Consider the following 15,216-nt stretch of genomic DNA (forward strand, 5'->3'; position numbering starts at 1 on the left):
GATAATTTTTCCTAGGGAGGATATTTCATGGATTGTTTTAAGAAGAAGGCCATTAAATTTATTGGCGAAAAAATTTCTTACTTTAAAAACATTAAATTTGCAATCATTGTAGTTTCAGTTTTTATGATAAGTGTATTAAGTGGAGCTACAATAAAAGCTAATATCGAATATAAGAAATATACAGAAGCATATGAAGTTAGTTTGGGAGAAGAAAAGATAGGGATTATTAGAGAAGAACAGTTAGTATTAGACATATACGATAAAATTAAAGAAGATTTTAATGAAGAATTTGGATTAGAAATATTAAACAATAAGGATTTTACTCTTAAAAGCATTTATGCTGAAGATGAAGAATTAACTTCCTCTAAAGAATTATATGAAAAGATTAAATCAACTATGGGAGAAGAAGTTATAGCCTATGGAATAAAAGTTGATGGAGAGTTAGTAGGAGCAGTAAAGAGTGAAGAAATAGCAGAAAGTGTTATAGAAGATTTTAAAGAGTCTTATATTGATGCAGATGCGGAAATAGAAGAAATAGAAATAATTGAAGAAGTGGAAATAGAAAAAATTAAAGTGAAAGCATCTGAAATTCAAGATTCTAAGGAACTTTTGACTGCAATAAAAAATGGAACTGATAAAGAAAAGACTTATACAGTGAAAGATGGAGAAAATTTCTGGGAAATTGCTAATGATAATAATATAACGGTTGAAGAATTGATAGAGGCTAATTCGTCTTTAGATCCTGAGAAAATTAGAGAAGGGGATGAAATAAGCCTAATAGAATCAAAACCATATATGACAGTAGTTACTTATGAAAAGGATACATACACTGATAAGATTGATTATAAAACAAAATATGAAAAGTCTGATAGTATGTATTCAAATGAGAAAAAGGTTAAACAAGAGGGCGTAAAAGGAGAAAAGGAAGTTGTAATTAAAATTGAAAAAAGAAATGGAATAAAGGTAGCTAAAGAAGTAATATCAGAAACGATAAAATCACAACCTATTGCACAAATAATAACAAAAGGAACAAAGGCTATTCCATCTTCTAGAGGTAGCGGAAGATTTCAAATACCTGTAAATGGAAGATTAACTTCACCTTATGGGGATAGAGGATCAGGTTTTCATACTGGAATTGACTTAGCAGCTTCTACTGGTACCACTATTAAGGCATCAGATAATGGTATAGTGAGATTTGCTGGCTATAATGGTTCTTATGGTTATATGATATTAATAGATCATGGGAATGGTTATAGTACTAGATATGCTCATTGTAGTAAATTATATGTGAGTAATGGACAAAAAGTAGCTAAAGGTGAATCTATAGCAGCCGTAGGTAATACAGGAAGAAGTACAGGACCTCATCTTCATTTTGAAGTTTTAGTAAATGGTAATCATCGTAATCCATATGATTATTTAAGATAGAAGTCTAAAGACCTAGGAAATTTCCTAGGTCTTTAATATTAAAAATCCCATATCAATAAAATGATTAAAATTAAAAATATTATTATATTATCATCAAATAATTTATCGAATCTATGACTTTCATAATCGACATGTTTCCTAGAAGACAAACTGTTATAATCTTCATCAAATAGTTTTTCTAAATCTATAATTCCTGCACCTTGTTCATTTTGTGAAAATCCTATGTTGTTACAGCAGCCTATAATCATTTTTTTTATTTTCTTTGGAGTTAAATCATTGTATTTTTCATATAATAAAGCACATGCTCCAGTTACAATTGGAGTAGCCATAGATGTTCCACTTAATGATATATAACCTGAAGAGCTTTTATTAGAAAGACTCATGATGTCAACTCCTGGAGCAACGACATCTGGTTTTTTTAATCCATCATTTGTGGGTCCTCTACTGGAAAAAGAAGCTATAAGATCATCATTTATTTCGGGGGTTTTATTATCATCTACAGCACCAACTGTAATTCCTGATGGAGCATTTCCAGGACATAAAATAGTACCTTTAGAAGGACCGCTATTTCCTGCGGCACATATTACAGTTAATCCTGCTTGTATTGCTTTTTCTACAGCTTGAGCTAAAGGACAAGAATCATATGGGTTATTAGCAGGTGTACCTAAAGATAAATTGAGAATTTTAGTATTATATACATCTTTAGTTTCTATTACCCATTGTATTGCAGAAACAATATCCGATGTATTTCCACTACCAGAACTGTCTAAGGCCTTAACTATTAACAAATCAGCAGAAGGAGCTATTCCTGTATATTTTTCATTAGATGCAGAACCGTTTCCTGCAATAATACCTGCAACATGCGTACCATGACCGTTATCATCATAGGGTGTATTACGATGATTTACAAAATCTTTAAAACCTAGAATTCGATTTTGGGGTCTAATTAAATCCACATGAGGTGTTAATCCAGTATCTACTACAGCCACTGTTACTCCCTTACCAGTAAGATTATCATTTCTAGGCATATCAATATTTATTGATTTATTTACAATATCTAGTTGGGCAAAGACCTTACTATCATAGGCTATAAATTCTATATCAGGATCATTTTTTAAATTATTTATATCTTTAAGGTTCATATTGCAAGCAATGGCATCTACTATGGGTAGTTTATATTTTAATTTTCCAGTCATAGCAGATATTTTATTTATATCATTATTTTTTAGTCTTATGATAATTGGAATTTCTTCCTTAGATATGGAGTTTAATTTGGTATTAACTAATGGATCAATTTTATATCTTTTTCCCCGTCTCATTAAATCACCTTCCTATGATTCAATCTATGCTAAAAGGAAGTAAAAGGTTATTGTAAATTTAATAACTATGATAAATTTAATGTATAATATGTTATACTTAATAAGTAATTTAGAAGAATACAAATATAATTTATATTTTAGAAGGAATTTAATATCATTTGTAGAATAGTTATATTAATTTCGTTGATTGTGATTAAGCAAAGGAGGATTTTGTATGAGCAGGAAGATATTGGTAGTAGATGATGAAAAGCCAATTGCAGATATACTGAGATTTAATTTAGAAAAGGAAGATTATGAAGTTTTGATTGCTTATGATGGAGAAGAAGCAATCAAAAAAGCTTTTGATTGGGATCCAGATTTAATTTTATTAGATATAATGTTACCTAAAAAAGATGGTTTTCAAGTATTAAAAGAAGTCAGAGAAGAGAAAGATACTCCTGTGATTATGCTAACTGCAAAAGAAGAAGAAGTAGATAAAATACAAGGATTAGAAACAGGGGCAGATGATTATATTACAAAGCCTTTTAGTATAAGAGAATTGAGCGCAAGAGTAAAGGCAAATATTAGAAGAAGAGAAATGGTTAAAAGTAGTGATGAAAAAGATCCTAAAGACATTGTGAAATCTGGTAATTTAGAGATTGATTTGAGTAAATATGAGGTAAAGAAAGATGAAAATGTTATTGAGCTTACACTGAGGGAATTTGAATTGCTTAAATTTATGGCGACTAAGCCAGAACAAGTATTTTCTAGAGAAAAACTTCTTCAAGAAGTATGGGGGTATGAATATTATGGAGACATAAGAACTGTAGATGTAACCATAAGAAGATTAAGAGAAAAAGTTGAAGATAATTCTAGTAATCCTCAATATGTAATAACTAAGAGAGGAGTAGGATATTACTTCAGGAGGGCATAGATAATGTTTAAAACCATCAGAATTAAATTTATTATTGTATACTTTTTACTAGTTTTTATAGCAATGATTATATCTGCTGTATTTATAGTAACTGTATTTGAGGATAATCAATTAACACAAGCAGATAAATCTATGAAATCTCAAGCCCAAAGTATATTAGCTTTTTCTCCTACTATAAGAGAAGGAAATTGGAATCAATTAGGGGATGAAGAAAAGAGTACATTATTAGATAATGCTCCTATTTATAATGCAGATAATAGAGTTTATATCATTGATACTACTAAAGCAGCTCCAGAGATAATATCTACTAATATAGGACAAGAGGAAAGAATTATAGGAGAAAACGCTTATACTATATCCCAAATATATCCCAAATTAATAGTAGAAGCCTCTCAAGGAAGAGAAAGATTGAGAAATGATGAAGATATGACATCAAAGTATTTAGCATACCCAATAGAATATGAAGATGAGGTAAAAGGAGTAATATATATAACATATAATCTTCAAAATATAAATGAGACTATTTCAGAAACTAAGACAATACTTATAGAAGCGACTTTATTAGCTTTAGCAATTACCGTTGTATTAGGTTTTATTATAGCAAGTAGTATAACCGAACCAATAAAAGACGTTACAATAAAAGCAGAAAAAATGGCAGAGGGAGATTTTAAACAACATGTGGATGTAAAATCAGATGATGAAATTGGTCAACTTGCTAGTATGTTTAATTTATTAACTAAGAAATTAGATGTCACCATATCAGAAATATTTAGAGAGAAAAGTAAAATGGAAACTATATTTAAATATATGGCTGATGGTGTTATAGCAGTAGATATTAATGGTAAAATATCTCATGCAAATCCTGTAGCTAAAAATATTTTAAAAGTTGATGAAGAAGATTTAGAAAATAAGGGTTATGATGAAATTATTTATCCAGTAAACAAATATCTGACAATTAAAAATATGATACAAAATGAAAACTTAGAGGGAAAAAGAATTATAGAAACTGACTTGTCTACGTATATGGCAAGATTTGCTCCATATTTAAATGAAGGAGATGAGTTTGGAGGAATAATCATAGTTTTTCAAGATATAACAGAACAATATAATTTAGATAATCTTAGAAGGGAATTTGTTGCAAATGTATCTCATGAATTAAAAACTCCAATTACAACTATAAAAAGCTATACAGAAACACTTATGAATGGAGCTTTAGAAGATAGAGAATTAAGTGAACAATTTTTAAATGTAATAAATGATGAATCAGATAGGATGAATAGAATAGTAAAAGATCTTTTACAATTATCAAATTTTGATAATAAAGATGTTCAATGGGAGAAAGAATATATTTCATTGAAAGAGCTTATATTAAAAAGTTATACAAAATTAGAATTATCTGTCAAGGAGAAAAGTCAAGAAGTTAAGATAGATGTAGAAGATAATATTCCTTTAATATATGCTGATAGGGATGCAATTGAGCAAGTTATATTAAATATATTAAATAATGCAATAAAATATACGCCGGAAAAGGGAGTTATTGAAGTAAATGCAATAGCTCAAGATGAAACGATAAAAATTACTATAAAGGATAATGGTATAGGTATACCCAAAGAAGATTTAAAGAGAATTTTTGAAAGGTTTTATAGAGTTGATAAGGCAAGAACAAGAGAACTTGGCGGGACAGGATTAGGTCTTTCTATATCAAAGAGAATAGTAGAATCTCATAATGGAAAGATAAATATAGAAAGTGAATATGACGAAGGAACTAGTGTGTATATAGTATTACCAATAAAGGATGATATTGAAAGTTAACAAAATCATGTAATTTAATTTTAAAACCCAGGTAATGACTTTGTAATATAATTTTTGTATAATTGTAGTACGCTTTTATTTAGATGAGATTATATGAGAATGATTAGAATATAAATAAATAGATTCATTTATCTGGTTTTAGGAGGATTAATTATGATAAAAAAAATATTATCTTTGGTATTTACAATTTTTATATTAGGTAATATTTATAATACAAGTTATGCTATACACCACAAAAATCCTGATGATATTAAAATAATTCCTAATGAAGATTATAATATTGCGAGACCTCAAGATTATTTAGTCACTAAGGAAGATACTGTATTAGTATCAGGAAAAGCTAAAGAAAATAGTAAAATATATATAAGTGTATATTCTTTAGAGGATTTATTGACTTCTAATAAATCATTATCAGTTAATAAGCTTTTATTTATGAATGAGGATCCTATAATTACGAAGGAAGCAGATGTTGGAGAATTAGAAAGATATAATGTTGAATTAGAGTTACCTATAGGAAGAAATAATATTATCATTGAAATAAATAATGGTGAAGATAATTATGTCTTTAATCGAAATATAACTATTACTAATGAAATGATAGCAAAGGAATATCTTTCCAATAAAAACATATTAAGAGATAGAGATATAATTAAGATAGCGAAGTTAAGAGCAGAAAAGAACTAGAAGGTGAGGTGGCTAATTTATGAATAAAGGTAAATTTAATACTTTAATTCTATTATCTTTGTTTATAATAAGCTTACTTCTTATTAACAAAGCATTTTTATATAATGATCAAAACTTATTTACATCCTTAGGAGATAGTAAAAAGGACTCTTCTAAGGATTTAATCATATCTAAAATTATTTATCCTAAAAGTATATTAGTAAATTATTCTGAAGATACTCATACCATAATAAATGCTAACAAATATGATTTGTGGAATGATTCAAAAGAAGTCATAAAAGATGTATTTACTGATATAAACATGAATATAACTGAAATTAATAAAGATGAATTAAGTGAGGAAAAAAATAAACGATCAATAGAGGTTCAATTTCCTGATGAATTTCCTATAAAGTTAATAACTAAAGCTTTAGATATATCTTTACAAACTATCATTGAAGAAAATATTGAATATATAGATGCTATTTATATAAGATTAGATGAAAAGCCATATGTCGTTATAAGTAGTGAAGATAAAATTATTAAGCTAGATAATGTTAGCTCTAATAATGTAGATAATATAGAAAAGACTATAGATTATATAAAATTATCAAAGGATTTCATAAATTTTTGGTCTGGAGAAATTAGTTTAGGAACAAAATCCAATGTATATATTCCTTATGATATGCCTAATGATAAAAAAAATATAATAGTAGAAAATGATATAAAAATAACTGGTGATATAGAGGAAAATGAAGACATTGATAAGTTTGCAGAGGAATTTTTTGATAAAGATTTATCTTATTTAAGGAAGATTGTAGATAATAGTGGAGCAATTGTATATATGTACAATCAAAATACTGGATTACTGGTATATCCCAATGGAATGGTGGAATATTCCAATACATTAGATGATGTTGTAATGGAGAGAAATATAGAAGAAAGTTTAGATACTTTAATTGATTTTATAATGGAAAAAGATAAATTACCAGAGGAAGCTTATTTATCTAAAGTTGAGGAAATTGAAGCTAGCAATAATAGTAAAGGATATAGATTTACATTTGATTATAATATAAATGAAAAGACTGTGTATATAAATAATGATAGAAAAGAGGAAGAATTATTAAATCCATTGATTGTAGAAGTATTTAATGATGAAGTTAAAAGTTATAGAAGATTTTACAGAGATATTATAGTAAGTCAAGAAATTGATGATCACACAGAGGAGAAGATTAATCCTGAGACTATAATAGAGATGAATATTGAACGAATAATAGAAGAATATGATGAAGATGAAAATCTTTTAGCTACTAATGTGCAACAAAAAATCTATGATAATATATTATCTTCTATAGACAATATATCTTTAGGATATTATGATAAGGCTTCAAAATATTATAAAACTCCTTTAATTGAAGTATGTGTTATAGATATCGGAGAAAATAGATTTATGTTTAATACTAATTCAGGAGAAATAGTGGATATTGAAAAGGTAGAATAATATTTTTAAACAAGAGGAGTTGCAAAGATTATGGACTGGTCAAAAGCTAAAAAAATATTAATTATAGCTTTTTTAATAGTGAACATTGTGCTTTTATCTAGTAATTTATATAGAGCTAAGGGTATGAATCAATATACTGCTACTACTGAAGAAGATGTAAAACAACAATTAGCAAAGGTTGATATTAAAATAGATACTGATATACCAACTAATGTACTTGATATAAAACTTTTAGAAATAAAATACGAGGATTATAGTACTGATACTAAAAAGATAGATATTGCAAGGAAGTTTGTACATTTGACTGATGTGATTGATTTTTCCAATGTAGAAACAGAAGATAATACAATAACATTTAATAATGGTAATGAGAGAATTGATATTGTAAATGATAATAAGCTTATATATACGAATAATAAGAAAGAAAATATAGAAAATACAAATTATGATCCTCATGAGGTTGTAAATGATTTTTTAAAGGATAAAGGATTTGATACAGATGATTATGTATTGAGAAATGAGGAGAAAAATGGATCAGTATATAATCTAGAATATACTAAGAAATATAAAGACACCATAGTAGAAAAAAGTTATATGAATTTTGTTATATCTTCGTCTAAAGTTGTAAAGTTTGAAAGATTTTGGATAGATGCTATTGAGGAAAAAGAAAATAAGTTTGAATTAAGACCTGCTACTGATCATCTACTAAAACTTTTATCAGAAGAAGATTTAATGGGAAAGGATATTGAGAATATAGATATATGTTATTATTTTGATCCTGCAGACACTGATATGTTTGATGTCAAAGAGCCTCGCTCTGGAGATGCAGTACCAGCTTGGAATGTAGAATTTAGTGATGGAACAAATAAATATCTTTATGATAATTGAGGCCTAGATAAGGTCTCTTTTTTATTCATAATCTAAATGACTATAAATGAAAATGGCTTTTATAAGTATAATTGATATAATATATAGTGTAGGTGTAAATATGGAGCCAATTTTAACATAGAGGATGAATAGTACAAATGAAGATGAATAGTTTGAAATTTAAAATACCTTTATTTATCGTGATTTTTGCTGTTTTTTCTGTGACTATAACAGGAATATCTACACAGAGAATAGTATCAAATGGTATTCAACAAAAAACTTTAGATAAAAATTTATTAATATCAGAAATGATAAGCAATGAGATTTCAATATATCTTGAGGATGCTAAAGTTACTGTAGAAACAGCTAGTAACTTTTCATCTCAAAGTTTTGAAGATACTGAATATATACAATATGAAATTTTTAGAATATATGATAACTTCCCATATTTTGATTTGATCTTTTATATGAATAATAAGGCTGATATGGTTTTTTCCAAACCCTCTAATGAACATGTCAAGAATAAATTATATATAGATCGTAGTTATTATTGGGATGTTATGAATACTGGTAAGACTTCTATTAGTCCACTACTAATAAGTAGTGTCTTAGAACGTCCCCACTTTATAATAGCATCTCCGGTAAGGAATAATAGTAAAGAGATTATAGGATTAATTGGTGCTGGAATTCCACTATACAATATTCAAGGGATAATAGATAAAACCCAGGTACAATTTAGCGGTCGATTATTAATAGTTGATAGACAAGGAAATGTGGTCATTGATTCTGATATGGAGACTGACAATGATGATATAGTTTCTATGAAAAATCAAAAATTTATTATTAATAGCGAAAAAACTGATTTAAAATCTATATTAAAGAATAAGGAGAATACAGTAGGTTATTATATTGAAAATAATGATAAATATTATGGTGCCATAACATTTGTTCCAGGGGTAGATTGGATGGTAATTGTAGAACAAGAGGAAGGAACAATGCTAGCTGAAGCTTTTGAGATCGAGAGAAAGTTAAGTGTTTTAATGATAGTAGTAGTAATTATAGCAGTAATTATAGGGCTTACCCTTGCATTTAGTATAATAAAACCTATAGGAAAATTAATAGAAAAAGTGAGGAGTTTAAGTAATGGAATAAAGGAATTAGATTTTACAGAAGTCGAAAAGGATTCAATTAATGAGATAACTGAATTAACCAAAGCCTTTAGTGAAATGAGTATTATACTGAACAAAAATATAACAGATTTGGAAAATTCCTTTGAAGAGCAAAATAGACTTCAAAAATATCTAAATAATATTTTAAGGAGTGTAGCTAATGGAATAATAGTATTTAATAATAGAGGAAATATAACAATATTTAATAGAGAAGCAGAAAAAATAACAGGATATAGTTCCAAAGAGGTAATAAATCTGAGGTTAGAAGAATTTATGGAAATACTTGATATAATTATAGGTAAGTTATTCACTGATGTTGTGGATAAAGGTGAGGTGTTCAATGATATAGAGTTTACTATAAAGAATAGATGTAAGCGGGAAATACCTATTAGTATCTCTGCATCTAGAGTATTAGATGATAATCAGCAGGTTATTGGAGTAGTTTTCCTTTTAAAAGATCTTAGTAAGATGAAGTTAATGGAGAGAGAACTAGCTAGTGATGATAGAATTAAAACTTTAGGACAGTTATCTGCTTCTATAATACATGATATAGGAAATCCCTTGGCTGGGATAGGTAATTTAATAGAAGTTCTAAAGGATAACACTAATGATAAGGAGACGAAGGATGAAGTATTAGAATTTCTAGGGAATGAAGTGGAAGATCTAAATAACCTTGTAATTAATTTTCTTGACTTTACCCATGAATCCAAACTAAACAAAACTTCCACTGCTATTCAAGAACTTTTAAATGTGATTTTAAATCTCTTAGATTCAGAAATAGAAGAAAAGAATATAACAGTGATAAAAAAATTCCTAGAGACATCAGTATTAGTTGATGTAGATAGAAGAGCAATAAAACAAGGACTTATAAATATTTTGAAAAATGCTATACATGCTGTAGATGAATATGGAAAAATATATATAGATTTTGTTATAGAAGGCGCTAAATTAAATATTATAATAGAAGATAATGGTAAAGGTATAAAGGAAGAGGATTTAGATAGAATATTTTTTCCTTTTTATACAGAAAAAAGAGAAGGCACTGGTTTGGGATTATTTATAACTTATAATATTATTAAGGATCACAATGGAAGCATAGTAGTTGAAAGTGAATTTGGTAAAGGAACAAAATTTATAATTAGCATACCTATTAAGGAAGAGTAATTATATTTAAGAATTGATCTTAAAGGAGAGATCTTGAATGAAGTTATTAATTATTGATGATGAAAAAAGTATAAGGTTATCTTTAAAGATAAATATGAAAAAATTAGGGGTAGATGTTTTTACTGCAGAATCTGGAGAAGAAGGATTGGAGATTATGAAAAAGGAAAGTCCTGACATTGTTATAGTAGATATAAAGCTACCTGGGATAAACGGTATAGATGTTTTAAAGGAGATCAAACGAATAAAGCCTTCATGTATTGTAATAATGATTACCTATTTGAGTGATGTTAAACTTGCAGTAAAGGCAATGAAAATGGGAGCTTATGATTATTTTACAAAGCCCTTTTTGTTGTCAGAGATTAGTAATTCTATAGAAGAGACATTGAAATATGCTAAGACCAAAGTAGAGATTAACAAGGAAAACTTGGATACTGAAGTAAAATTTATAGGTCAATCCCCTGAAATAATGAGAATTAAAGATAATATAAAGGAAATTGTTAGCATGAATTATAATACTTGTATTCTTTTAGAAGGTGAAAGTGGAAGTGGAAAGGAAGTTATTGCAAAGAGTATTCAGAGGCTAAAAGGAAATAATGTTCCCTTTGTATCAATAAATTGTGCTGCTATACCTGAGAATTTACAGGAAAGTGAACTGTTTGGATACGAGAAAGGTGCTTTTTCAGATGCAAAGAATTCAAAGAAAGGCTTGATTGAAAAGGCAAACAAAGGAGTTTTATTCCTTGATGAAATAGGTGATATGGATATAGCTCTCCAGGCAAAAATGTTAAGGGTACTTCAAGAAAAAAAATTTAGGAGAATAGGTGGTCTAGAAGAAATAAGTTTTAATGCTATTATAATCTCTGCTACAAATAAAGATCTTCAATTAGAGATCAAAAGGGGAAATTTTCGCGAGGACTTATTTTTTCGACTAAATATAATTCCTATTTGTATACCTCCATTAAGGAAAAGAAAGGAAGATATTATACCTTTATTACAGCATTTTATTGAAAATTATAATCAAGCCCTTAATAAGAATATAGATTCCGTTTCTAAAAAGGTGGTAGATACATTTAAAAGTTATACATGGCCTGGGAATGTGAGGGAGTTAAAGAATGTTATTGAAAGAATAATGATATTTAAAAAAGATAATAAAATAAAAGCAGAAGATATACCAAAGGAAATTTTAGATGACAATATTAGGGAAGAAAATGAGTACTATAATTTAGAAATAGTAGAAGAAAGAGTAATAAAGAAAGCTTTGGATAAAAATGAATGGAATATTACTAAAACTTCAGAAGAATTAGGAGTATCTAGAATTACTTTAAGAAGAAAGATTGAAAAATATGATTTGAAAAACATGGACAAGTGATAACTTTTGAGAATAAGTGATAAAAAAGTTATCACTTTTTATATTAAAAGAATAAAAAATGACATATTTACAAATATATAATGTTAGTTAATTAATTAATCAAAAGCTATTATTAAGCCAAAGAACCTAATTATTTATTCATATTGTATAAAATGGCATGATATTTGCGATTATAATATGGTAGAGTTATTGAATTTGTGACTTAATAATTATACAAGGAGGAACAATTATGGATAAAGCATTAGAAGGTATTAAGGTTCTTGACCTTACTAGAGTATTAGCAGGTCCTTATGCTACTATGATATTAGCAGATATGGGAGCTGAAGTTATTAAAATAGAAATTCCTAATAAAGGTGATGACTCTAGACAGTTTGGACCTTATATCAATGGAGAAAGTGCTTATTTTATGAGCATTAACAGAAATAAGAAAAGTATGACTTTAAATTTAAAGAAACAAGAATCTAAAGATTTACTCTTAAAAATGGTTAAAGAAGCAGATGTTATTGTAGAAAACTATAGACCAGGAACTATGGAAAAACTTGGTTTAGGTTATGACAAGTTAAAGGAAGTAAATCCAAAAATCATATATGCAGCTGCATCTGGTTTTGGTCATACTGGTCCTTATAGTAAAAGGCCAGCCTATGATGGAGTAGTTCAGGCAATGGGTGGAATAATGAGTATAACAGGACAAAAGGGAGGAAAGCCAACAAGAGTAGGTCCTTCTATAGGGGATATTACTGCAGGGTTATTCACAGCTATTGGAATACTAGGAGCACTAAACTATAAGAATAAAACTGGAAAAGGACAAAAAGTTGATGTGTCTATGCTAGATGGTCAAGTAGCTATACTTGAAAATGCTATAGCAAGATACTTTGCTACTGGGGTTTCACCGGAACCAGCAGGAAACAAGCATACATCAATTGTACCTTTTGAACCCTTTGAAACTTCTGATGGAGAAATTGTTATCGCAGCAGGTAATGATAACTTATTTAGAAAGTTATTTAAGGTGTTTGGCAAAGAAGAAGTTGCTGATGATGAGAAATTTAAGACTAATCCATTGAGAAATGAAAATTATGATGAGTTAAGACCACTTATAGTTGAGGAAACTAAGAAGAAGACAACAAAAGAGTGGCAAAAATTATTAGATGATGCTGGAGTACCTAATGGGCCAATAAATAATATAGAAATGCTTGTAAATGATCCTCAGGTACAGGAAAGAGAAATGGTAGTAGAAGTGGAACATCCTACTGCAGGAAAGATTAAGATTCCAGGAGTACCAATTAAGATGAGTGAAACTCAAGGTAGAATAGAGAAACCAGCTCCTGTTTTAGGAGAGCATACTGAAGAAATCTTAAAGGATTTTGTAGGGTTAAGTAATGAAGAGATTAAAGAACTTAGAGAAAATGATGCTATTTAATAGCTACAAGGAGATAGAGGTTTCTCTATCTTCTTGTAATCTAATATAAGTATAAGGAGGTTAGACATGTGGAGATTTATGGTCTTGGTATAGTTGCTTTTTGTATGTTCGTGGGTTCATTTATTGGAAGAGGTATAGGCAACTTACTTGGTATAAGTGGTAATGTAGGTGGAGTAGGATTTGCAATGCTTATATTGATTTTACTTACTAACCACTTTAAAAAGAAGGAAAAACCTTTTAGTGAAAGAACATCTAAAGGAATATTACTATTGAGTTCATTATACATCCCAATTGTAGTTGCTATGTCTGCTAAACAAAATGTTGTTGCAGCCTTTGAGGGAGGAGCAGTAGCCTTTTTAGCAGGAGGAGTTGCTACAATAGGAGCACTACTTTTAGTACCACTAATATCTAAATTAACGGTTAAAGAAAATAATGAATAGAGGTGATTGAATATGACGGATATTATAAATACACTATTTACATCCTATGATTTAGTAGCAGCGTTAGGGATAGTAGCACTAATAATGGTTGTATCTTATGGCTTTGCTAAAATGATTGGACAAAAGAGAATGGGATCTGCTATAGCAATTATAGCTGGTTTAGTTCTTGCATATATAGCTGGCAGATATACTGGAGGAGAAAATGGATTAGCCGATGTAAGTTTATTTGCTGGTATTGGATTACTTGGTGGAGGAATGCTTAGAGACTATGCTATAATATCTACTGCTTATGGAGTAGATATTAACAACATAAAGAAAGCTGGTTTACCAGGAATAGTGTCCCTTTTAATAGGAGTATTATTCTCCTTTATCGTAGGTGCGGCTATGGCAGCATTATTAGGATATACGGATCCTGCGGATATTACTACTATAGGTGGAGGAGCGGTTACATTCGTTGTTGGTCCAGTTGCAGGATCAGCATTAGGAGCAAGTTCTGAGGTAATAGCTCTTTCTATTGCAGCAGGAGTTGTTAAGTCAGTATTGACTATGATTATCACACCTTTCGTTGCTCCTATAATTAAGCTTGACAATCCAACATCAGCTATGGTATATGGAGGTCTTATAGGTACAACAAGTGGAGTGGCAGGTGGATTAGCTGCTACTAATGCAGAACTTGTTCCCTATGGTGCAATGACTGCAACATTCTTTACAGGATTGGGAAGTCTTTTAGTACCATCAATAGGATATATTATAGTTAATGCGATATTTTAATATATAGAGGACAATTTATTCTTAAGTTTTTTAATTTTAATTTAGGAGGAAAGAATATGGCAAGTGATAGATTAGAAGAACTCCGCACCTTGAAGAAAAAGGTAAAACTTGGCGGTGGAGAGAAGAGCATAGAAAAGCAACATTCTAAAGGTAAATTAACAGCAAGGGAAAGAATAGAAAAACTTCTAGATCAAGGAAGTTTCATAGAAATAGATACATTTGTAGAGCACAGATCTACTAATTTTGGAATGGAAAAGAAAAAGGTTCCCGGGGAGGGAGTTGTTACAGGATATGGTACTGTTGATGGTAGATTAGTATATGTATTTGCCCAAGACTTTACTGTAATAGGTGGATCTTTAGGAGAGATGCATGCGGCTAAGATTACT

13 protein-coding genes are annotated in these 15,216 nt (G+C 29.0%); 12 read left to right on the plus strand and 1 reads right to left on the minus strand.

Features of this window, described 5'->3' with window-relative positions; all coding sequences use genetic code 11:
- The first annotated feature begins 27 nt into the window (after nucleotides 1–27).
- On the plus strand, nucleotides 28–1,425 hold the full coding sequence (locus GOQ29_RS02210; RefSeq protein WP_203370996.1) for a peptidoglycan DD-metalloendopeptidase family protein: 1,398 nt from the start codon (nucleotides 28–30) through the stop codon (nucleotides 1,423–1,425).
- Nucleotides 1,426–1,463: 38 nt separating this feature from the next.
- Here GOQ29_RS02210 and GOQ29_RS02215 read toward each other — a convergent pair whose 3' ends face one another.
- Complete coding sequence (locus GOQ29_RS02215) at nucleotides 1,464–2,744, minus strand: S8 family peptidase (RefSeq protein WP_252187489.1); 1,281 nt, start codon at nucleotides 2,742–2,744, stop codon at nucleotides 1,464–1,466.
- A 214-nt stretch (nucleotides 2,745–2,958) separates the two neighbouring features.
- On the opposite strand from GOQ29_RS02215, the gene yycF reads away from it, so the two are divergent.
- The 11 genes from yycF to GOQ29_RS02270 form a co-directional block, all read left to right on the plus strand.
- On the plus strand, nucleotides 2,959–3,657 hold the full coding sequence (gene yycF / locus GOQ29_RS02220) for a response regulator YycF (RefSeq protein ID WP_203370998.1): 699 nt from the start codon (nucleotides 2,959–2,961) through the stop codon (nucleotides 3,655–3,657).
- Nucleotides 3,658–3,660: 3 nt separating this feature from the next.
- Entirely contained in the window at nucleotides 3,661–5,469 is a 1,809-nt protein-coding gene (locus GOQ29_RS02225; RefSeq protein ID WP_203371000.1) for a sensor histidine kinase, read from the plus strand.
- Between the two features lie 153 nt (nucleotides 5,470–5,622).
- Nucleotides 5,623–6,153, plus strand: a complete 531-nt coding sequence (locus GOQ29_RS02230; protein WP_203371002.1) for a hypothetical protein — start codon at nucleotides 5,623–5,625, stop codon at nucleotides 6,151–6,153.
- A 19-nt stretch (nucleotides 6,154–6,172) separates the two neighbouring features.
- A complete protein-coding gene (locus GOQ29_RS02235; RefSeq protein WP_203371003.1) occupies nucleotides 6,173–7,633 on the plus strand; it encodes a hypothetical protein in 1,461 nt (486 codons plus the stop codon).
- Nucleotides 7,634–7,663: 30 nt separating this feature from the next.
- A complete protein-coding gene (locus GOQ29_RS02240; protein ID WP_203371004.1) occupies nucleotides 7,664–8,521 on the plus strand; it encodes a two-component system regulatory protein YycI in 858 nt (285 codons plus the stop codon).
- A gap of 137 nt (nucleotides 8,522–8,658) precedes the next feature.
- A complete protein-coding gene (locus GOQ29_RS02245) occupies nucleotides 8,659–10,833 on the plus strand; it encodes an ATP-binding protein (RefSeq protein WP_203371005.1) in 2,175 nt (724 codons plus the stop codon).
- Nucleotides 10,834–10,870: 37 nt separating this feature from the next.
- Entirely contained in the window at nucleotides 10,871–12,202 is a 1,332-nt protein-coding gene (locus tag GOQ29_RS02250) for a sigma-54-dependent transcriptional regulator (RefSeq protein WP_203371006.1), read from the plus strand.
- Between the two features lie 229 nt (nucleotides 12,203–12,431).
- Nucleotides 12,432–13,619, plus strand: coding sequence for a CaiB/BaiF CoA transferase family protein (locus GOQ29_RS02255; protein WP_203371007.1), 1,188 nt, complete (start codon nucleotides 12,432–12,434; stop codon nucleotides 13,617–13,619).
- Nucleotides 13,620–13,687: 68 nt separating this feature from the next.
- Nucleotides 13,688–14,059 (plus strand): malonate transporter subunit MadL, encoded by a 372-nt coding sequence (gene madL / locus GOQ29_RS02260; protein ID WP_203371008.1) that lies wholly within the window; start codon nucleotides 13,688–13,690, stop codon nucleotides 14,057–14,059.
- A gap of 12 nt (nucleotides 14,060–14,071) precedes the next feature.
- Complete coding sequence (madM, locus tag GOQ29_RS02265) at nucleotides 14,072–14,830, plus strand: malonate transporter subunit MadM (protein WP_203371009.1); 759 nt, start codon at nucleotides 14,072–14,074, stop codon at nucleotides 14,828–14,830.
- A gap of 56 nt (nucleotides 14,831–14,886) precedes the next feature.
- On the plus strand, nucleotides 14,887–15,216 hold a 330-nt coding region (locus GOQ29_RS02270), incomplete at its 3' end, for a carboxyl transferase domain-containing protein (protein ID WP_286672855.1).

It is taken from the genome of Anaeromonas gelatinilytica (assembly GCF_016820635.1).
Lineage (GTDB): Bacteria > Bacillota > Clostridia > Tissierellales > SIT17 > Anaeromonas > Anaeromonas gelatinilytica.

Bases quoted from the DNA above. Each gene is read 5' to 3' on its own strand.
- GOQ29_RS02250 (WP_203371006.1), top strand. From the start codon at position 10,871: ATGAAGTTATTAATTATTGATGATGAAAAAAGTATAAGGTTATCTTTA.
- GOQ29_RS02245 (WP_203371005.1), top strand. From the start codon at position 8,659: ATGAAGATGAATAGTTTGAAATTTAAAATACCTTTATTTATCGTGATT.
- GOQ29_RS02225 (WP_203371000.1), top strand. From the start codon at position 3,661: ATGTTTAAAACCATCAGAATTAAATTTATTATTGTATACTTTTTACTA.
- madM (WP_203371009.1), top strand. From the start codon at position 14,072: ATGACGGATATTATAAATACACTATTTACATCCTATGATTTAGTAGCA.
- GOQ29_RS02240 (WP_203371004.1), top strand. From the start codon at position 7,664: ATGGACTGGTCAAAAGCTAAAAAAATATTAATTATAGCTTTTTTAATA.
- GOQ29_RS02215 (WP_252187489.1), bottom strand. From the start codon at position 2,744: ATGAGACGGGGAAAAAGATATAAAATTGATCCATTAGTTAATACCAAA.
- GOQ29_RS02230 (WP_203371002.1), top strand. From the start codon at position 5,623: ATGATAAAAAAAATATTATCTTTGGTATTTACAATTTTTATATTAGGT.
- GOQ29_RS02210 (WP_203370996.1), top strand. From the start codon at position 28: ATGGATTGTTTTAAGAAGAAGGCCATTAAATTTATTGGCGAAAAAATT.
- GOQ29_RS02235 (WP_203371003.1), top strand. From the start codon at position 6,173: ATGAATAAAGGTAAATTTAATACTTTAATTCTATTATCTTTGTTTATA.
- GOQ29_RS02255 (WP_203371007.1), top strand. From the start codon at position 12,432: ATGGATAAAGCATTAGAAGGTATTAAGGTTCTTGACCTTACTAGAGTA.
- yycF (WP_203370998.1), top strand. From the start codon at position 2,959: ATGAGCAGGAAGATATTGGTAGTAGATGATGAAAAGCCAATTGCAGAT.